Origin of the sequence: Lysobacter enzymogenes, from assembly GCF_023617245.1 — a bacterium.
In the GTDB taxonomy this organism is placed as follows: Bacteria; Pseudomonadota; Gammaproteobacteria; order Xanthomonadales; family Xanthomonadaceae; genus Lysobacter; species Lysobacter yananisis.
On the sequence record NZ_CP067396.1, the window covers coordinates 3,624,971 to 3,645,577 of the forward strand.

A 20,607-nucleotide genomic window follows, 5' to 3' on the forward strand; every position below is an offset into this window, starting at 1 on the left:
GCGGCTACGCGGCCAACTGGCCGAGCAGGCGCTGCACCGTTTCCAGGTTGCGGCCGAACTGGTTGATCGACACCGCGTGGGCGACGCGGTCGCCGTAGCCGTGCTTGATGAAGCCCGACAAGGTGCCGGTCGGGCCGAGGTCGACGAAGCGGATCGGCTCGCCCTGGCTGAGCGAGCCGATCAGCTGGTGGAAGTCCACCGGCTGGCGGATCACGTCCCAGAAGTACTGCGCGTCGAAGGCCTCGACCTCGCGCCCGCGCATCGCCGAGTACATCGGCAGGCGCGGCGCCTGGCTGCGCACGGCCTGGGCGTGGCGGCGGAATTCGGCCTCGATCGGATCGACCCCGGCCGAATGGAAAGCGTGATCCACCGGCAGCAGCAGCGACGCCACGTCGACTTCGTCGAGCCGCTGCTTGATCGCCTGCAAGACATCCTGCGCGGCGCTGACCACGAAATTGCGGCCGAAGTTGACGCTGGCCAGGGCCGCGCCGGCGTACAGCTGCGGATGGCGCTGGAAGTGATCGACCGAGGTCAGCACGGTCAGCATGCCGCCGCCGCGGGTCTGCTGGTCGAGCAGGCCGGCCTGGCGCACCACCAGCGCCATGGCGTCTTCCAGCGAGATCGCGCCGGCGACGACCGCGGCCACGTATTCGCCGAGGCTGTAGCCGAGCACGCCGTCGGGCTCGATGCCGGCGTCGATCAGCACCTGGGTCAGGCTGTAGCCGAGGCTGAACAAGGCCGGATGCGACAGCCGCACGTCGGTCATGTCGTGATGCTTGCGGCTGTCGTCGTAGAGCTCGGCGACCATGCCGCGGCCGGTGTGGGCGCGGTGCAGCGCATCGCAGGCGTCCATCGCCGCGCGGAACGCGTCGTTGTGGCGGTACAGCTCCTGGCCCATCAGGTAGTACTGCGAGCCCTGGCCGGAGTACATGAACACCGTGCGCGGGCGGCCGTCGCGCGCGGCGGCCCGCGCCGGCGCCGCGGCGGCCGCGGGCGCTTCGCTCAACGCCAGCGGCGCCTGCTTGATCTTGAATTGGAGGTTGGTCAGCACGTCGCCCGGACCGATCTCTTCCAGCTCGACCGGGCCCTGCGCCAGCAGCCACGACATCGATTCGTACCACTTCACCGGATGGGTGATCTGGCGCACCAGCAGGTCGCGGTAGTCCTGCGCCGGATACGGCCGCGCGCTGACGTTGGCGATCACCTGCGCGCGCAGCGGGCGCAACTCGAAACCGGCGGCGAAGTCGGCGAAGCGCGCCTGCACGTCCTGCATGAAGCGCGAGTGGAACGCGGCGCTGACGTTGAGGCGGACGAAACGCGCGCCGGCGTCGGCGAACAAGGTCTCGCATCGTTGGATCTGGTCGAAGTCGCCGGAGATCACCGTCTGCATGGCCGAATTGACGTTGGCCAGGTCGATCCGGTCGAATTCCGATTCCGCCAGCAACCGCGCGACCCGCGCCTGGTCGATGCCGATCACCGCCGCCATCGCCCCGCGCGGCGCCTGCGCCATCAGCCGGCCGCGCTCGGCGACCAGGGCCAGGCCGGTGCGGAAGTCGAACGCGTCGGCGGCGAACAGCGCGGCGAACTCGCCCAGGCTGTGGCCGGCGTAGACCGCCGGCAGCGCATCGCCGCGGTCGCGCCGTTCCAGGAACGCCAGCGCCGACACGGCGAACAGCGCCGGCTGGGTGTACTGGGTCTGGCGCAGCAGGTCGCCCTTGCCGTCCAGTGCGTCCTCAAGGCACAGCTCGCGGATCGAATAGCCCAGCACCTCGTCCGCTTCGCGGACCAGGTGCGGATAGCGCTCGAAACCGGCCGCGCCCATGCCCTTGTGCTGGGACCCCTGTCCCGGGAACACCCAAACCGATGTCATGCGTGCATCTCTCTGGCGTTGCGCTGCGTGCGCAATGGTGTGCGTGCGCGCGCGGCCGGCGCGGGCCGGCCGCGTGGCGGGACGGCTCAGGCGGCGGCGACGGCTTCGCGGCCCGCGTCGGCGCCTTCGAGCTTGCGCTGCAACAGCGCGACCACATCGCCCAGGGTGTACAGGTCGCGCTTCTCGGCGTCGCCCACGGCCACGCCCAGGCGCTGTTCCAGCTCGTACCAGATCTCCAGCATCTCGCGCGAATCCACGCCCAGGTCGCCGCCCAGGTAGGAATCGTGATCGACCGTATCGCGGGTGAAACCGGTTTTCTTGATGTCGTTGATGACGTCCAGAACCGCGTTCGTCGCCTCGTCTTGCTTGCTCATGGCTGCTCTCCTTTTCGACTCGTTGCTGGTGCGGGACCGCGCTGGCGCGCGCGGCGCTTACAGCGCGCCGTGCTCGCGCGCGACCTGGGCGATCATCTCGACCGCGGTATCGATTTCTTCGTGGGTGTGGGTGGCCATCACCGACAGGCGCAGGCGCTCCAGGCCCGGCGGCACCATCGGGTATTCCATGATGTTGGCGAACAGGCCGCGGCGATAAAGCGCGCGGTTGATCTTGCGCACCACGCCGTCCTCGCTGAAGAACACCGGGATGATTCCCGAGTCGCCGCGGATGATGCGCATGCCCTGCGCTTCGAGCTGGTCCTGCATGTAGCGCACGTTCGCGTGCAGGCGCTCGATCCGCTCCGGCTCGCGCTCGATCACGTCCAGCGCGGCGGAAATCGCGGCGATGGTCGGCTGGGCCAGACCCGAGGTGAACAGGTAGGGATACGAGAAATTGCGCAGCAGGAAGATGTGCTCCTTGCTGCCGGACACGAACGCGCCCTGCGCGCCGATGGCCTTGGAGCAGGTGGACATGCGCAGGTCGACCTGGCCCATCAGGTCCAGGTGTTCGAGCGTGCCGCGGCCGTGCTTGCCGACCGTGCCCAGGCCGTGGGCGTCGTCGAGGATGACGATGATGTCGTGGGCGCGGCAGATCTCCAGGTACTGCTTGAGCTCGATGATGGTGCCGTCGATCGAGCGCACGCCCTCGACGGTGGAGAAGATCTGCACGCCGGGCTTGGCTTTCTGCTTGATCCGCACGATCAGCTTTTCGAACTCCTCCAGCCGCTCCGGATCGAAGGTGTAGAACGGCACGTTGGTCATCTTGATCGCGTTGATGACGCTGGCGTGGCTGTTCTTGTCGTAGACGATGATGTCGTTGCGGTTCATCAGGCCGTTGACCCAGCACAGGTTGGCCATGTAGCCGCCGGGCAGCAGCACCGCGTCCTCATGGCCGGCCAGCGCCGCCAGGCGCTGTTCCAGCTCCTTGTGCTGGCGGGTGTAGCCGGAGAACGCAGGCGAGCCGCCCGAGCCGATGCCGTACTTCTCCACCGCCTCGATGACCTTGGCCTTGACGTAGGGATCGTTCGACAGCCCCAGGTAGCTGTTGGAGCCGAACACCAGCACGTCGTTGAACTGGTCGCTGTTGAGGTCTTTGTACTTCATGCGCCGGTCGACCGGGCCGAAGCCCTCGCGCCCGGTCATGAAGCCCTGCTCGACCTCGTTGAGGTAAAGCGAATACTGGAAGGCGAGCCGTTGTTTGAAGGGCTGGCGTTCGAGTTCGATCAGCGCGCGGGAGTCCATGGATGCGTCCTCTGGTCAGATGTAATGGGTGTGCGCTTATGCGAGCGCGGCGTCTTCGGCCGGGGCTTGCGCCTCGGCCTCGGCCTGCGCCTGCGGGCCGAAATAGCCGTTGCGGCGGTACCAGTCCGCGCAGTCGCGCAACATGTGTGCGAGCGGGGCGGAACGGTAGGACAGCTCGCGCTCGGCCTTCGCGCTGTCGAAGTAGTAGCTGCCGGCGAACACGCGCATGCGGTAGGCCTCGACGATGGGTTCGCCGGGCAGCAGATGCGGGTGTTTTTCCTGCAGCAGGGTCTTGTAGTACAGGCGCTGGTAGTCGCCGCCGGGGCGGTCGAAGTCCTTGCCGAGGACCTCGCCGATGGCGTCGAGGAAATCGACGTAACGCACGTCGTGGCCGGCCAGCAGGTAACGCTCGCCCGAGCGGCCCTGGCTCAGCGCGGCGACGTGGGCGCGGCCGACGTCGGCGGCGTGGCAGAAGCTGCCGCCGCCCGGCGGCAGGAACGGCACCTGGTTGTGCTGCACGGCCAGCAGCATCCGGCCCCATTGCAGGTTGTGGTCGTAGGCGCCGATCACTTCGGCCGGATTGAGAATCACGCAGTGCAGGCCCTGGCGCGCGCCGTCGAGCACCGCTTCCTCGCCGAGGAACTTGCTCTGCGCGTACGGGCTGCGCGAACGGAAGCCGCGCAGCGGCCGGTCCTCGTCGCTGCGGCGCGCGGGATCGTCGACCGCGCCGACGGTGGAGGTGGTGCTGGTGTAGACCAGCCGCGGAACCCCCGCCGCCAGCGCGGCGCGCACCACGGTGCGGGTGCCGTGCACGTTGACCGCTTCCAGCGCCGGCCAGTCGCGACGGTTGCAGCTGGTGTTGCCGGCGGTGTGGACGACGCCGCCGGCGCCGCGCAGCGCCGCGGTCAGCGCGGCCTCGTCGGAGAGTTCGCCGCGCACGATCTCGACCCCCATCGGCGCCAGGTGGGCGACGTTGGAGCCTTCGCGCACGTAAGCCACCGGGCGATGGCCGGCGCGGATCGCCTGTTCGACGATGTTGAGGCCGACGAAGCCGTTGGCGCCGGTGACCAGCACTTTCATGCCGGTCGGCGAAGTCGCGGGTGCGCTCATTGGTTCACCTTGTCCAGGGTTTTCCAGAAGGTTTCGCGGCCTTCGCGCTTGCTGCGCATGGCCAGGGCCGCGGGGTTCTTGTCCGGGTTCTCCGCCAGCGCCTCCAGCAGCGCCTGGAAGTGCTCCAGCAACACGGCCGCGGCCGCGTCGTCGTCGCTGCCGGACGGATACAGCAGGCTCAGTCCGATCGCGTCGGCATCCACCGTCACCGCCAGCTCCATCGCCACCCGGCTCTGCGCGGCGAACAGCGCCGAGGCCAGCGGCTCGGCCCGCTCGCCATCGGGCCCGCCGCGGTCGAACACGATCACGCTGTCGAACAGGTGTTCCTGCCCGGTCCACTGCTCGATCCGGTCGATCGGCACGTGGGCGTAGGCGTGCTTGCGGTCGAGCGTGCGCTGCAGCGCCGCCAGCCAGCCGCCGACCTTGTCGCGGCCGACCGTGCACACCCGCACCGGCACCAGGTTGCGCAGCGGTTGCGCGTCGGCCTCGCCCTCGCCGGCGCGCGGCGCGGCGAACGAGCGCAACACGCCGAACTGCGAGCAGCGCGCCTTGGTGTAGCGGTTGACCAGGATCGCCCAGGCCGCGGCGACCAGGGTCTCGACCTCGATCCGGTGCGCCTGGGTGCAGCGCTGCAGGCTGCGCACCAGTTCCTCGTCGAGGCGGCCGCTGACGCTGCGCAGCGGCGCGGCGGCGCGCTCGCCTTCGTCCTCGTCGGTATCGCCGCGCGCGCTCAATACCGACGGCGCCAGGGCGAAGCTGGTGTCGGCGAGATCGCGCAGGTAGTCCAGCCAGTAACGGCGGGCCAGCTCTTCGCCGGCGTCGCCATCCTCGCCCTCGGTTTCATCATCGGCCGACGCCGCGACGGCGGTCGCGCCGTCGCGCTGGAACCACTGCTGCGGCAGCGCATCGGCTTCGGCCTCCGCGCTTTCCGGCGCCGCCATCGGCGCGAGCGGCTGCGGCTGCGGCCGCTGCGCGCCGACCGCGGCGTACAGGTCGCAGACCTGGGTTTCGAACGGATAGCCCGGGAACGACAGGCGCCGGCGCGCGGCGCCCGCGTGCAGGCCGGCCCAGTCGATCTCGCCGCCGCGGGTCCAGATCGAGCCGAGCTTGTCCCACTGGCGCGACTGCATCAGCGCTTCGACGAACTCGCGCCCGGCCTCGCCGTCGAGCAGCTCGGCCAAACCGCCGGACTGGCGCGCATCGCCGGCGTGGATGCCGCGCGCGGCGGCGGCGCCGGTTTCCAGATAGGCGACCAGCCGCGCCGCCAGTTGCGCGCGGTCGGCGGCGACGATGGCCAAACGGTGATCGAAGGCGACGCGGCCGACTTGGCTGGAATAGGCCAGGTCCGCCAACGCCGCCGCGTCGATGCGCTCCTCGCGCAACTCGCGCAGCAGGCGCTCGGCATAAGCGCGCAAGCGCTCCTCGCTGCGCGCCGACAGCAGCACCACCGACGCGTCGGCGGCCGCCGACGGCGGCGGCTGCGGCACCGACTCCAGCACCACGAACGCGTTCGAGCCCCCCATGCCGAAGGAGTTGATCGCCGCCAGCCGGGTGCCGCGCGCATTGGCCGGCCACGCCTGCGCTTCGCGCGGGAACCGGAACGGCGAGCGCTCGTGGTCGAACGAGGCGTTGACGGTCTTGAGCCGCGCGCATGGCGACAGCCGCGCGTGGCGCATGCTCAGCAGCACCTTGATCAGCGAGCACACGCCCGAGGCCGCCTCCATGTGGCCGAGGTTGGCCTTGCTGCCGATGGCGCAGAAGCCGTCGGCATCGCTGCCGCGGCGCAGTGCGTTGGCCAGCGCCTTGAGTTCGATCGGATCGCCCAGTTCGGTGCCGGTGCCGTGGCTTTCCAGGTAGCCCAGTTCCTCCGTGGCCACGCCGGCTTCGGCCAGCGCGCGCGACGCAGTCTCTTCCAGCACGCGGATGTTGGGCAGGTACTGGCCCGCGCCGGTGCCGGCATGGCTGATGCTGGAGCCGCGGATCACCGCGTGGATGCGGTCGCCGTCGGCCTGGGCGCGGCTCAGGCGCTTGAGCATCACCACGCCGACGCCCTCGCTCGGCACCAGGCCGTTGGCGGCATCGTCGAAGGTGCGTTCCACGCCGTCCGGCGAGAGCACCTTCATGTCGTTGAGCATCAGGTACTTGCTCGGATGCAGGCTGAGGTTGACGCCGCCGGCCAGGGCCAGCTCGCATTCGCCGTCGAGGATCGCGCGCCGCGCCAGATGCACCGCGGTCAGCGAAGACGAGCACGCGGTCGACACGGTCAGGCTGGGGCCGCGGAAGTTCATCAGGAACGACAGCCGGTTGGCCAGTTCGCTGATCACCGAGCCCGGGCCGGGATAGCGCCCGATCCGCGCCTGCAGTTCGGCCATGATCCAGGTGAAGTCCTCGTTCATCGCGCCGACGTAGACGCCGACGCGCTGCTCGGCCAGCGCCTGCGGCGTGTAGGCCGCATCCTCGACCGCGTGCCAGGCCGCGCGCAGCAGCACGCGCAGCTGCGGGTCGAGCTTGGAGGCTTCCTCCAGGCTCATGCGGAACAGGCCGGGATCGAAACGGTCCACGTCGGGCAGGAAGCCGCCGCGGCGCGCATAGCCGCGGCGCGCGCCGTCGGCGGCGGCCGCCGGCCAGCGCTCGTCGGGAATCGCGCCGAGGCAGTCGCGGCCGTGTTGCAGGTTGTCCCAGAACTCGGCCAGGTCGGCCGCCTGCGGGAACTGTCCGGCGAAGCCGACGATGGCCACCGCGTCGTCGGTCTGCGGCTGCGCCGACGGCATCGCCGGGCGGCGCTTGGCCGAGATCGGCAAGGCGCTGCGTTCGGCGCGCGGCGCGACGGGCGCCGGCGCCGCGGCAGGCGTCGTTGCGGCGGGCGCGGCGGCCGTCGCCGCGGGTTCGCCGACCAGCGCGCGCAACGCCGGGCCGTGCTGCTGGATCAGGTATTGGGTCAGCCGCGCCGGGGTGTCGTGTTCGAACAGCACCGTCTTGGGCAGCCCGGCGAAATCGCGGCTGAGGCTGTCGCGCAGCTCCATCAGCATCACCGAGTCCATGCCCAGTTGCTCGAAGCTGACGTTGGAACCGATGTCGTCGGCGCCGGCCTTGACCACCACCGACAGGCGCTGCTTGAGCAAGGCTTCGGCGCGACGGGCGAAGTCGTCGCCCGCCGCGGGCGCGGCGGCGACCGGCGCGGGCGCCGCGTCGCGCACCGTCGCCGGCGCGGCCTTCAGCGGCAGCGCGGCGGGCGCGGCGACGGTGCGCGCGGCGGTCTGCGCCGGCGCCGCCGGCTCCGACGACGCCGGCTGCGACGCCGCCGCGTGCACGCGCAAGGTCCGCGCGATCTTGGCCGCATCGCCCACCGCGACCAGCACCTGCGCCTGATCGCCGCGCAGCAACCGGCCGAACGCGTCCAGGCCTTCGGCCTCGCTCAGCGCCGACATGCCGGAGAAGCCGAACAGCGAGGCGTCCTCGCCGGAAATCTCCATGCCGCCGCTGGCCCACAGCGGCCAGCCGATCGCCACGGTCTTGCCCGAGCGCTTGCCCTGTCGGCGCTGCGCTTCGCGCCACAACGCATGGCTGTCGAGGAAGCGGTTGCCGACCGCGTACGCGCCCGAGCCCAGGTCACCCAGTTGCGCCGACACCGAGGAGAACGTCACGAACACGTCCAGCGCCTCGCCGGCGCTGGCGCGGTCCAGCGCCAGGGTGCCGTCGAGTTTGGGCGCCAGCACTTCGGCGAAACCGGCGTCGTCGAGTTCGACGATGGCGCGGTCGCTGGCCACGCCGGCGCAGTGGATCACGCCGTCGAGCCCGCCCCAGGCCGTGCGCGCCTGCGCCACCGCGGCCTCGGCCTGGCCCGGCCGCGCCGCGTCGGCGGCGAAGTACTGCACTTCGGCGCCGGCCGCGCGCAGCGCCTGGATCTGGCGCTGGGTGTCTTCGTTCGGCTGGGCCGAGCGGCCGGTCAGCAACAGCCGCGCCTGGAAGCGCGCGGCCAGGTAACGGGCCACGACCAGACCGAGCTTGCCGGCGCCGCCGCTGATCAGATAGCGGCCGCGCGGCTTGAACGGCAGCGCCGCGTCGGCGCCGTCGGCGCCGGCGGGCTGGTGCGGCAACAGCGCGCGCAGCAGGCGGCGGCCGTTCCAGTGGGCGATCTCGTGCCCGGTCTGGGAACCGCCGGCCTGCAATTCGGCGGCGACCACGGCGGCCAGCGCCGCGGCGTCGTCGAGGTCGCTGCGCAGGGTGAACAGTTCGAAGCGGTGATTGATCGTCAGCAGCGACTTGGCGTAACCGGACACCGCATCGTGCTGCGGCTGCACCGCGTCCTCATCGCAACGGTGCACGCAAGCGCAGCGCAGCGCGCGGCCCGGCAGGCTGCGCTCCAGCGCCACGAACAGGTGCCGCAGCGATTGCGCGCTGCGCTGCACGGCGGCGTAGTCGCCGCTGTCGGCGGCGGCGGCGAAGTCCGGCGCCTCGTCCAGCACCTGCACGATCGCCGCGGGCGCTAGATCCTGCGCGGCGAGGTGCGCGATCAGCGCATCGGCGCCGGCGGCGCTGTCCGGGTCGTAGCGGAACGTATCGTCGGCGAGCGCTTCGAAGCTCTCGCCCGGCTGCGCCAACAGCACCCGCGCGGTCGGCAGCGACTGCGCCAAGGCTTGCGCCAGGGACTGCATCGATCCGACGCGCGGCGCCAGCACCAGCACGTTGCGGCCATCGAGTGCGGCACCGGCCGCAGCGGCCGGCGCGTCCAGCCATTCGTAACGGTAGTACTGCAGGCTGCGCGCCGGCGCCGGTTCGGCCTTGACCAGCGGCCGCGCCGAGAAGTCGTGCAGCTTGATCAGCACGCGGCCGTCGGCGTCGGTCACCACGATCCGGTACTTGCGCAGGCCGGTCGCTTCGGCGCCGTCGCCGGTCTCCACCGCGTAGGCGTAGCACTCTTCGGTCAGCGGATGGCGCAGTTCCAGTTCGCCGAGCGCGAACGGCACGATCGGCACGGTCGCTTCGCGGCGGTCGACGCCGATCGCCAGGCACGCGCGCAGCGCGCCGTCGAACAGCGAGGGATGCAGGACGAACTCGCCCGCGTCCTCGCGCAGCGGCTGCGGCAGCGACAGCTTGCACAGCGCGCCGTCGGCGAGGCGGTAGCGGGTCTGGGTGACGCGGAACGCCGGGCCGTAGTGGAAGCCCATGCGATGGAAACCGGCGTAGACCGGTTCCAGCGACTCGGTCGACACCGCGGCGGCGCGCAGCGCGTCCAGGTCCAGCCATTCGTCGGCCGGGACTTCGTCGCGGCGGCGGTAGACCAGCTCGCCTTCGACATTGGCGTCGCGCGAAGCGGCGCGCACGATCTCGAACTCGACCGTTTCGCCGTTCTGGCGCAGTTCGACGTGCACGTCCTCGGGCGCGTCCTTGACCTCGACCGGCTGCACCCAGATCAGGTTGCGGATCGCGTCGACCGTCCACTCGCCGCCCATCGCCAGTTCGCCGGCGACGCGGGCCATTTCCAGATAGGCGACGCCGGGCAGGATCAGGCGCGGCTCGCCGGTGGCGACCACGTGGTCGCGCAGGTAGAACTCCTTGCCGGTGAGGCGCTTGGCGTAGCGTTGTTCGGTCAGGGTCGAGAGGTTGCGGTCGAGCAGCGGGTGCAGGCGTTCCACCGCCTCGCCCTCGCCCGCCGCGGCGCGTTGCTGCACCCAGTGGCGGCGGGTCAGGAACGGCAGACCCGGGAACGACAGGCGCCGCACCGACGGCGCGCGGCGCGCGCCGCCGGCATCGGCGTACAGCAGGTCGGCGTAGCGCTCCCAGTCGACGTCGAGCATCGACACCCAGGCCTTGGCCAGCTGCGGCAGGCGCCCGGCCTGGACCAGGCTGCGCAGCAGCGCGTCGCGCTGGGCTTCGTCGAGGATGCCTTCGAGCTTTTCGTTGTGCTTGCGCAGGCTGCCGCGGTGCACGCCGGCAGGCAATTCGCCCTTGCGGTACTGCGCCAGCGCCTGGATCAGTTCGGCCACGCTGGACGCGACCACGGCGACGCGCTCGTGCATCGCCTCGCGGCCGATCTGCGAGGAATACGCCAGGCTGCGCAGGTCGGGCGTGCGGCCGTGAGTGCGGGCGCGGTCGAGGAAGGCGACCACGCGGTCGATGTACAACCCCAGGCGTTCCTCGCTGTCGGCCGAGAGCACGAACAGCGCGGGCTGCGCCGCGGCGGCGGCGCGCAGCGGCGCGACGTGCTCTTCGATCAGCAGGTGGGCGTTGGCGCCGCCGGCGCCGAACGAACTCAAGCCGGCGCGGCGCGCGGCCGGCAGGCCGGCGACGCCCGGACGGCCCGGCGCGTCCCACGGCTCCAGCGCCTGGACCACGCGGAACGGCGTCTTGGCGAAGTCGATGTTGCTGTTGAGCGGAGTGGAATGCAGCGACGGCGCGATGCTGCGGTGGCGCATCTGCAGCAGGATCTTGGTCAGCCCGGCGATGCCGGCGGCCGATTCGAGATGGCCGATGTTGGTCTTGACCGAACCGATCCGGCACGACTGCGGCGCCACCGCGCCTTCGCCGTCGCGGCCGCGCGCTTGCTTGAGCGCGTCCTGGGCGGCGCTGGCGAAGGCCTTGGACAGGCCGGCGATCTCGATCGGATCGCCGAGCGAGGTGCCGGTGCCGTGGGCCTCGATGTAATCGACGCTGCCCGGATGCCAGCCGGCGCGGCGCAGCGCCTTGCCGATCACCTGGCTCTGCGCGACCTGGTTCGGCACGGTGTAGCCGTTGGTCTTGCCGCCGTGGTTGACCGCCGAGGCCTTGATCACGCCGTGGATCTGGTCGCCGTCCTCGATCGCCTGCTTGAGCGGCTTGAGCAGTACCGCGCCCATGCCCTCGCCCGGCACGTAGCCGTCGCCGCCGTCGCCGAACGCGCGGCAGCGGCCGTCGGTGGACAGGAACTGGCCCTGGGCGAGCTGGTGGTACTTGACCGGATGCACGATCAGGTTGACGCCGCCGGCGATGGCCATCTGGCAGTCGCCGTTGCGGATCGCCTGGCAGGCCAGGTGGATCGCGGTCAGCGACGACGAGCACATGGTGTCCAGCGCCAGGCTCGGGCCGCTGAGGTTGAGGAAATACGACACGCGGTTGGCGATGGAGGAATGCAGCGCCATCGGCCGGCCGTAGCGGCGCTGTTCGTCGGTGACGTCGAGGTATTGGTAGTGGTCCCACATCACCCCGACGAACACGCCGACCTCGCGCTCGCGCAGCGACTGGCGGGTGTAGCAGCCGTCCTCGATGCATTCCCACGCGGTCTGCAGGAACAGCCGCTCCTGCGGGTCCAGGATCTCGGCCTCGCGCGGCGAGATGTGGAAGAACTCGGCGTCGAACTGGTCGACGTCGTCGATGAAGCCGCCCCACTTGCTGTAGACCATGCCGCGCGCGTTGCGGTCGGGATGGAAGTGCGGCGCGTGGTCCCAGCGCGACAGCGGGATCTCGCTGATGCCGTCGCGGCCGGCGCTGAGGTTGTTCCAGAAGTCCTCGACCGTGCGCGCGCCGGGGTAGCGGCCGCTGAGGCCGACGATGGCGATGTCCTGGCGCTCCAGCGCGGCGCTGCGCGCCATCAGGCGCGAGGCGCCGGGCACGCGCGGGCGCGGCGCGGCGGCTTCGGCCGGATGCGGCTGCGCGTCTTCGGCGCCGGCGCTCTCCAGGCTGGCGCCGGCGATCGCGGCCAGCGCGCGGCTGGCGCGGGCGCTGCCGGCCGGCTTCTCGCGCAGCTGCGCGGCCCACTCGGCGAGGCTGTCGTGGCGATAGACCGCGCTGTCCTCGACGCCGTCGTAGAGCTGGCGCAGGCCGTGCAAGGCCTCGATCAGGTTGACCGGGTCCAGCGGCCACTGCGCCAGCGGCGTGTCGATGCCGCAGTCGTGCGCGGCCTCGCCGAGCAGGTGTTGCAGCAACAGGTGCAGGCGCGCGGCATCGGCGCCCGACGCGGCTTCGGCCGGCGCTGCTTCGACCACGGCCAACTGCGCCAGCGCCGACTGCGCGGCGGGTTGCGCCGCCGCGGCCGGCGCGGACGCCGGCACGTTCGCCGCCGCCAGTCCGCGCACCGTGTCGGCATGGCTGTCGAGGAAGTACTCCGACAGGCTGTGCAGGTCCTGGTATTCGAAGAACAGCGTCTTCGGCACTTCGCCGAAGGTCACCTGCAGGCGCTCGGTCAGGGTGAGGATCATCACCGAGTCGATGCCGTAGTTCTCCAGCGCGCTCTTGGGCTCGATCTGGTCGGCCGGCACCTTGGTGACCTTGGACAGCAGGTCGACCAGGTGGGCGATGATCGCCGCGTACATGGCTTCGTCGCTGGCCGCGCCCGCGCCCGCGGGCGCGGCGGCGACGACCGCCGCCGGCGCCGCGGCCTTGGCCGCGACCGGCGCGGCGCTGGCGACGACCGCCTCGCTCCTGGGCGCTGCGCTACGGCCCAGGCCCAACTGCGGCGCGGCCTGGATGCTCAGCCGCTCCAGCCGCACCAGCACCCGGCCGGAACCGTCGAGCACGTCGATGTCGTAATGGCTCTGCTCGGCCGGCGCGCCCGGCGCCTGCACCTTGCGCGCATAGGCGTAGCACTGCCCGCCGACCGGATGCAGCGCCTGGATCCGGCGCAGCCGCACCGGCACCTTGATCGTCGTCGCGGTCGCGACCAGGCCGTGGTCGATGCCCAGCGCGGTGCGCACGGCGCCGTCGAGCAGCGACGGCGGCAGGGTGTAGCCGGCCAGCGCCTGGGTCTCGCCCTGGGCCGGCACGCCGAGCCGGGCCAGCGCTTCTTCGCCGTTGAAATGCAGCAGTTCGAACACCCGGAAGCCGGGGCCGAAGTTGAAGCCCATGCGCGCGAATGCGGCATCGATGGCGTCGCGTTCCAGGCGCTGGCAGCGCGCGGCGATGGCGTCGAGGTCGAACGCGGCCGGCGTCGCCGCCTGCTCGGCTTCGCCGTCTTCGTATTCGAGCACGCCCTGCGCATAGACCGTGCGCGATTCGCCGCGGGCCTGGTACAGCTCGAACTGCACGCCGTCTTCATCGGGCAACAGGCCGATGTCGTAGCTTTCCGGCGCGGCGTTGACCTGATCGGGACCGATCAAGATCGGCTTGAGCCAGCGCACCTCGCGCAGCGCGCGCACCGCCGCGCCGCCGCCGGCCAGGCGGCCCGCGGCCAGGGCCATTTCCAGGTACGCCACGCCCGGCAGGATGCGGTTGCTGCCGAGCTGGTGATCGCGCAGGAACGGCTCGTCGGGACGGAAGGTCTTGCGGAAGGTCTGCTCGTCCAGGGTGGAGACGTTGGCGTCGAGCAGCGGATGCAGAGCCGCCGCGCCGGCACCCGCGCCCGAAGCCGGCTGGGCGTTGGCGCCGGAGTGCGCGACCCAGTAGCGCTGGCGCTGGTAGACGTAGGTCGGCAGCGGCAGGCGCCGGCGCGCGCCGGGCGCGTGCAGGCGTTCCCATTCGACCGCGTGGCCGTCGACCCAGGCGCCGGCCAGCGCGTCGAGATCGCGCCGCGCCAGCCACTCGGCCAGCGCCGGCGTTTGCGCGGCGCGCTTGGCGTTGTCGCGATGGCCCAGGCGCAACGCGGCGTGCGCGCGCTGCTGCGCATGCGCGCGCAGCGCCTCGACGACGTCCTCGACCCGCGTCGCGCGCACCGCCAAGCGGTGCTCCATCGCCACCCGGCCGATCTGCAGCGTGTAGGCGGCGTCGTGCAGCGACAGCTGCGGATTGCGCTCCAGGTGATCGGCCAGATTGCCGGCCATCGCCTGCAACGCGGTCTCCTTGCGCGCCGACAGCACGATCAGCGCCGGCTGGCCGCGCTCGGCCGGATGTTCGGGACGCAGCGGCTCGATGTATTCCTCGACGATCACATGCGCGTTGCTGCCGCCGGCGCCGAACGAGCTGATGCCGGCCAGACGCGGCAACTCGACCTTGCGCGCGACGCCGTCGGCGCCGGTCACCTCGAGCTTCGGCCGCTTCCACGGCTCCAGCGCGCGCTGCACGTAGAACGGGCTGCGCTGGAATTCGATGTAGGGATTGAGCGTGTCGGAATGGATCGACGGCACCAGGGTCTGGTGCTTCATCTGCAGCAGCACCTTGCTCAGGCCGGCGACGCCGGCCGCGGCTTCCAGGTGGCCGATGTTCGACTTGACCGAGCCGATCGCGCAGTACTGCAGCTCCTGCGCGGCGCCGGCCGGCGCCGCGAACGCGCGGTTGAGGCCGGCGATCTCGATCGGATCGCCCAGGCTGGTGCCGGTGCCGTGCGCTTCCAGGTAGCTGATGTGGCGCGGATCGACGCCGGCGTGGTCCAGCGCCTCCTGCACCAACGCCGCCTGGCGCTTGGAATTGGGCACGGTGAAACCGGAGGTCTTGCCGCCGTGGTTGACCGAGGTGCCGCGGATCACGCCGTAGATGTGGTCGCCGTCGGCCTGCGCCTGCGCCAGCGGCTTGAGCAGCACCGCGCCCACGCCCTCGCCCGGCACGTAGCCGTCGCCGCCCTCGCCGAAGCTGCGGCAGCGGCCGTCGCTGGACAGGAAACGCATGTCCGCCAGCAAGTGGTACTTGTTGAAATGCAGCGACAGGTTGACCGCGCCGGCCAGCGCGACCGCGACCTCGCCGTTGCGGATCGCCGCGCAGGCCAGGTGGATCGCGGTCAGCGACGACGAACACGCGGTGTCGATGGTGATGCTGGGGCCGGAGAAATTGAAGCAGTGCGAGACGCGGTTGGCGATGGCCCAGTACAGGCTGTGCGGCGTGGTCCAGGTGTCGGGCGCGCCCTCGATGCCGTAGAGCTGGTAATCGCCCCACATCACCCCGGCGTAGACGCCGACCGGGTTCTCGCGCACGCCCTGCGGCGCGGCCAGCTTGTCCGGCGTGTAGCCGGCGTCCTCGATCGCCAGCGCCGCGGTCTCCAGGAACAGGCGTTCGCTGGGGTCCATGATCTCGGCCTCTTTGGGCGAGATGTTGAAGAACAGCGGATCGAACTGGTCGACGCGGTCGAGGAAACCGCCCCACTTGCTGTAGCTCTTGCCGATGGTCACCGGGCCGGGCTGCCAGGTGCTTTCGATGTCCCAGCGGTCCGACGGGATCTCGACCACGCAATCCAGGCCGCGGGTCAGGTTGTCCCAGAACTGTTCCAGGTCTTCGGCCTTGGGATAGCGGCCGGAGATGCCGACGATGGCGATGTCGTCGCGGCCCTCGGGCGCGGCGCGGCGCACCGGCGCCGAGGCGCGCGCGGGCAGCGCGGCGACCGGCGCCGCGACGGCGGAAACGGCGGCGACCGGCGCCGCCGGCGCCGCGGCCGGCGCGTCGAGTCCGGCGACGCGGCGGCTGGCCTGCGGGTGCTGTTCGATGAAATAGGCCGTCATCTCGGCCAGGGTCTGCTGCTCGAAGAACAGGGTCTTGGGCAGGCTGCCGAAGTCCTTCTCCAGCAGGTTGACTAGGTCGATCATCACCACCGAATCGAAGCCGTAATCGCGGAAGGCGCGGTCGGGGTCGAAGTGCGCGGCGATCTGCAGGTGAGCGGCGAACAGCTGCGAGAGATGGCGCGCGATCGCCGGGCGCAGGCGCTCGACATCGTCGCCGCTCGCGCCGTCCGCGGTGCTGTCCGCGGCGGCGGCGGCGACCGGCGCGGCCGCGACCACGCCCAATACCTGCGCCACGCGCGCGGCGTCGCCGGGCATGGTCGCCAGCTGCGGCGAGGCCTGGGCCAGGCCGTATTCGAAGATCGCCAGCCCTTCGTCGTTGAGCAGCGGCACGATGCCGAAGCTGTTGCGCAGCATCTGCTCTTCTTTCTCGCCCAGGCGCATGCCGCCGTCTTTCCAGTACGGCCAGTTGACCGACAGGGTCTTGCCGCTGCGTTCGCCGCGGCCGCGCAGGGCTTCGCGGGCGTGGGCGAAATAGTCCTCGAAGGCGTTGCCGAAACCGTAGTCGCACTGGCCGACGTTGCCGAGCACGCCGGTCACCGACGAGAACAGCGCGAACACCTCCAGCGGCTCGGCGCGGGTTTCCTCGTCCAGGTGCCAGGTGCCCAGCGCCTTGGGCGCGATCACCCGACCGAACGACTCGGCGTCCTTGCGCAGGATGAAGCCGTCCTCGATCACGCCGGCCGAATGCAGCACGCCGTTGAGGCGGCGGCCGTCGGCATGGATGCGGGCGACGGCCGCGCGCACGTCCTCGCGCCGCGACACGTCGCAGGCCAAATACAGCGCCTGCCCGCCGAGCGCGTTGAGCGCATCGAGTTCGAGCTGCTGCGCTTCGTTGGGCGGCTTGCGGCCGGTCAAATAGACGGTCGCGCGGTAGCGCCCGCACAGGTGGCGGGCGAAGATCAGGCCGAGCGCGCCGAGGCCGCCGGTGATCAGGTAGGTGCCGTCTTCGCGCAGCGCGGCGCCCGCGCCGGCGGCGACGCCGGCGTCGGCGCGGCCGTCGGCGACCACGAAGTCGCGGACCTCGCGCCGGCCGTCGCGATAGCGCACGTCGGCGTGGCTGTCGTCGCCGGCGAATTCGGCCGCGATCAGCGCGCCCAGGTCGGCGCCGTGCCATTCGTTCGGATCGAACTGGACCGCGCGGCCGGAGTAACTCGGCTTCTCGATCCGCAAGGTCTTGTAGAAACCGCTCAGTCCCTGCGCATCCGGGCGCGGCGCCGGGTCGGCGATCAAGTGCACGAAGCGCGCGTTCTTGGTCCCGCGCAGCATCGCCTTGGCCAGGACGAAGGCGCTGCGCGCGCCGGCGTCCACGTAAGCGCCGAGGTCGGGTTCCTGCGCGCCGTCGCGCGGCGCGATCCACAGCACCTTGGCCAGCGACGCGCCGCGCGCGGCCAGCGCGGCGACGGCGGCCTGGGCGTCGTCCCAGTCGCCGGCGCGCATGCGCACGGTGTCGCCATCGGTATCGAGCGATGCGCCGAAGCACAGGCGCTCGATCCGGGTGGCGGCGTAGCGCGCGTCGACGCGCAGCCGCGCCTGCAGCCAATCGACGTCGGCACCGGCACCGATCAGCAGCAACTGCTCGGGCACCGCATCGGCAGCGGGCAACGGCAGCGCGCTCCAATGCGGGCGGTACACGCTCGCCGCCAGCGCTGGCGACAACGCCGGCAGCTCGGCCGCGGGCGCCGCCGCGTTGACGGGCTCGGCCTGCAGCGGACGCACGCTCAAGCCGCCCAGCAGCGCGCATACGCGGCCGCTGTCGGCGTCGCTGAGTTCGATGTCGATCTTGCCGTCGGCGCGGCGCAGGCGCGCGCGCATGCGCGGCGTGCACGCGGCGCGCAGGTCCAGGCGATCGAGCGCGAACGGCACCCGCGCGCTCGGCGCGGCGGCCGGTTCGGGCCCGAAGCCGGCGCTCCAGGCCACCGCGGCCTGCAGCGCCGCATCGGCCAGGCTCGGATGCAGCACGTACTGGCCGAACTGCGCGTCCAGTCCCTCGGGCAGTTCCAATTCGGCGACGCATTCCTGCTCGCCCAGGCGCAGCGAACGCAGCGCACGATGCGCGGCGCCGTAACGCATGCCGGCTTCGTCGAAGCGCTCGTAGCAGGCCTGCGCGGCGAGTTCGAGCGCGCCCGCATCGGCCGGCGCCGCCGGCCATGCCTCGGCGGCCGCATCCTCGCCCCACGCGGCCTGGCCGCGGCAGTACAGCGCACTGCCGTCCTCGGCGACGATCTGGAACGACAAGCGCTGGCCGGCCAGCGCGTCGCCGTCGGCGTCCGCGGCCAGATCGACGTGCACGCTCACCGGCGCGTCGCGCTGTTCCAGCGGACGCAGCCACAGCACGTCGCGCAGCTGCAGGCGCGCGCCGCGCAGCGGCTCGCCCAGCGCCTCGACGATCGCCGCGCGCACCATCTCCAGATACACCACCGCCGGCAGCACCGGCTGGCCGCCGATGACGTGGTCGGCGAGGAAGAACTCGCGGCCGTCGAAACGTGCCGAAAAGCGCGGCGCACCCAGCGACGGCACCCGCGCGTGCAGCGCTGGATGCAGTTTGCCGTCGGCGCGAACGGCCGCGGCCTGCGTGCGCTGCGGAATCCAGAAGCGTTCGCGCGCGAACGGATAGGTCGGCAGCTTGGCCGGGCGCAGGTCGCGGCCGCGGAACAGGACGGCCCACTCCAATTGGGCGCCTTGCGCGTACGCGGCCGCCAGTTCGCGCGCGGCCGCATCCCACTGCGCGCCCTTCGGCGCCGACTTGCCGCTCATGCGCAGCAACAGCGCCGCCGCGGCCTCGGCGAGCGCGGCGTCGATCTGCGCCGGCGCCGGCTCGGCGGCGTCGCCGGCCTGCGCGCGCTCGCGTTCGGCGCGTTCGCCGGCGTCCACCGCCGCGACCAGCGCCTGGCGCAGTTGCGCCGCGTTCGCCGCGACGCAGGCATAGCGATAGTCGAAATGATCGCGCCCGGCCAGCAGGGTCGCACTGATGTCGGCCGCCTCGGCCGTCGCGCCGGCATCGTCGAGCCAGGCCAGCAGGTCGCGCTGGCGTTGCAGCAGCGCCTGCGGGGTCTTCGCCGACAGGCCCATCGGCCACGCCAGCGGCTTCGCCTTCGACGGCTTGCGCGCCGGCGCTTGCGGCGGTTCTTCCAGTACCAGGTGCGCGTTGGTGCCGCCGAAACCGAACGAGCTTACGCCCGCGCGCAGCGGCGCATCGCCCAGCCGCGGCCACTCGCGGGTGGCGTCGAGCATGTAGAACGGCGTGCCGTCGATGCTGATGCGCGGGTTGAGCGTGGCGAAATCGTGCAGCCCGGGCAACTGGCGGTGGCGGAACGCCATCATCACCTTGATCGCGCCGGCGACGCCGGCGGACGCTTCCAGGTGGCCGATATTGGTCTTGACCGAGCCCAGGCCGCAGTAGCCCACGTCGAGTTCGACCTGCTGGCGCTCGGCCAGGGTGCGGAACGCGGTGGCCAGTCCTTCGAATTCGATCGGATCGCCCTTGGGCGTGCCGGTGCCGTGCGCTTCGACGTAGCCGACGCTGTTGACCGGGATGCCGGCGCGCTCGTGCGCGGCCACGATCACCTCGGCCTGCGCGCGCGGGCTCGGATAGGTCAGGGTGTAGGTGTCGCCGCAGTGGTTGACCGCGCTGCCCTTGATCACGCCGTAGACGCTGTCGCCGTCGGCCAGCGCCTTGTCCAGCGGCTTGAGCAGCAGCAGCGCCGCGCCTTCGCCGCGCACGTAGCCGTCGGCGCGCTCGTCGAAGGTCTTGCAGGTGCCGGTCGGCGACAGCATGCCCATCTTCGAGAACGAGATGTGCCGGGTCGGCGTCAGCAACAGATTGATGCCGCCGGCCAGGGCCATTTCGCAATCGCCGTACTCGATCGCCTGGATCGCGCTGTGGATCGCGTTGAGCGAGCTCGAGCAAGCGGTATCGACCGGAATGCTGGGGCCGCGCAAGTCGAAGTAGTGCGAGACCCGGTTGGCGATCACCGCGGTCGCGGTGCCGGTGGAATGGTGCGCTTCGATCTCGGATTCGCCGCGTTCCTGCAGCTCTTTGTAGTCGTGGTTGAACACGCCCACGATCACCCCGACCTTGCGCCCGCGCAGCGACGAGGGCGCGATGCCGGCATCCTCCAGGCAGGCCCAGCTCAGCTCGAGCATGATCCGCTGCTGCGGGTCCATGGTCTGCACGACCTTGGGCAGCAAGCCGAAGAAACGGTGATCGAACGCGTCCACGCGCTCGATGAAGCCGCCCCACTTGCTCAGGCTCTTGTTCGCCTCGACCCGCGGATCGCCCCAGTACGCGGTCCAGTCCCAGCGATCGCCGGGGACCACGCGGATGCTGGCTTCGCGCGCGGCCAGGTTGCGCCAATAGGCGTGATGGTCGTCCGCTCCGGGAAAACGACAGGCGATGCCGATTACAGCGATATCCATTCCCTTGCCCTCAACACGAACCACGCCCCAACACGGAAGACGGCGTCGCAGGCGGCGCTATCGGCCGCATGCAAGCCGTCGAGGTCGACTTCGCTGATCCAGTCGCTGCAAGCGCGTTCGCACGCGCATGGCCGTTCGA

At 71.3% G+C, this 20,607-nt stretch carries 5 protein-coding genes; all 5 read right to left on the minus strand.

What is annotated here, in order from left to right; all coding sequences use genetic code 11:
- Positions 1-4: 4 nt before the first annotated feature.
- The 5 genes from fabD to JHW41_RS14800 all read right to left on the minus strand — a co-directional run bounded on the left by fabD (position 5) and on the right by JHW41_RS14800 (position 20,468).
- Positions 5-1,870: an ACP S-malonyltransferase gene (gene fabD, locus JHW41_RS14780; RefSeq protein WP_250442928.1), complete on the minus strand. Its 1,866-nt coding sequence runs from the start codon at positions 1,868-1,870 to the stop codon at positions 5-7.
- Positions 1,871-1,956: 86 nt separating this feature from the next.
- Positions 1,957-2,244 carry an acyl carrier protein gene (locus JHW41_RS14785; protein ID WP_057947281.1) on the minus strand — a complete coding sequence of 96 codons (288 nt, stop codon included), beginning with the start codon at positions 2,242-2,244 and terminating at the stop codon, positions 1,957-1,959.
- 57 nt (positions 2,245-2,301) lie between these two features.
- A complete protein-coding gene (locus JHW41_RS14790) occupies positions 2,302-3,546 on the minus strand; it encodes an aminotransferase class I/II-fold pyridoxal phosphate-dependent enzyme (RefSeq protein ID WP_250442931.1) in 1,245 nt (414 codons plus the stop codon).
- A 36-nt stretch (positions 3,547-3,582) separates the two neighbouring features.
- Positions 3,583-4,656, minus strand: coding sequence for an NAD-dependent epimerase/dehydratase family protein (locus tag JHW41_RS14795; protein WP_250442933.1), 1,074 nt, complete (start codon positions 4,654-4,656; stop codon positions 3,583-3,585).
- Positions 4,653-20,468, minus strand: a complete 15,816-nt coding sequence (locus JHW41_RS14800; protein WP_250442936.1) for an SDR family NAD(P)-dependent oxidoreductase — start codon at positions 20,466-20,468, stop codon at positions 4,653-4,655. The genes JHW41_RS14795 and JHW41_RS14800 overlap by 4 nt, the downstream gene beginning before the upstream one ends.
- Between the last annotated feature and the right edge of the window lie 139 nt (positions 20,469-20,607).

Bases quoted from the DNA above. Each gene is read 5' to 3' on its own strand.
- fabD (WP_250442928.1), bottom strand. From the start codon at position 1,870: ATGACATCGGTTTGGGTGTTCCCGGGACAGGGGTCCCAGCACAAGGGC.
- JHW41_RS14785 (WP_057947281.1), bottom strand. From the start codon at position 2,244: ATGAGCAAGCAAGACGAGGCGACGAACGCGGTTCTGGACGTCATCAAC.
- JHW41_RS14790 (WP_250442931.1), bottom strand. From the start codon at position 3,546: ATGGACTCCCGCGCGCTGATCGAACTCGAACGCCAGCCCTTCAAACAA.
- JHW41_RS14795 (WP_250442933.1), bottom strand. From the start codon at position 4,656: ATGAGCGCACCCGCGACTTCGCCGACCGGCATGAAAGTGCTGGTCACC.
- JHW41_RS14800 (WP_250442936.1), bottom strand. From the start codon at position 20,468: ATGGATATCGCTGTAATCGGCATCGCCTGTCGTTTTCCCGGAGCGGAC.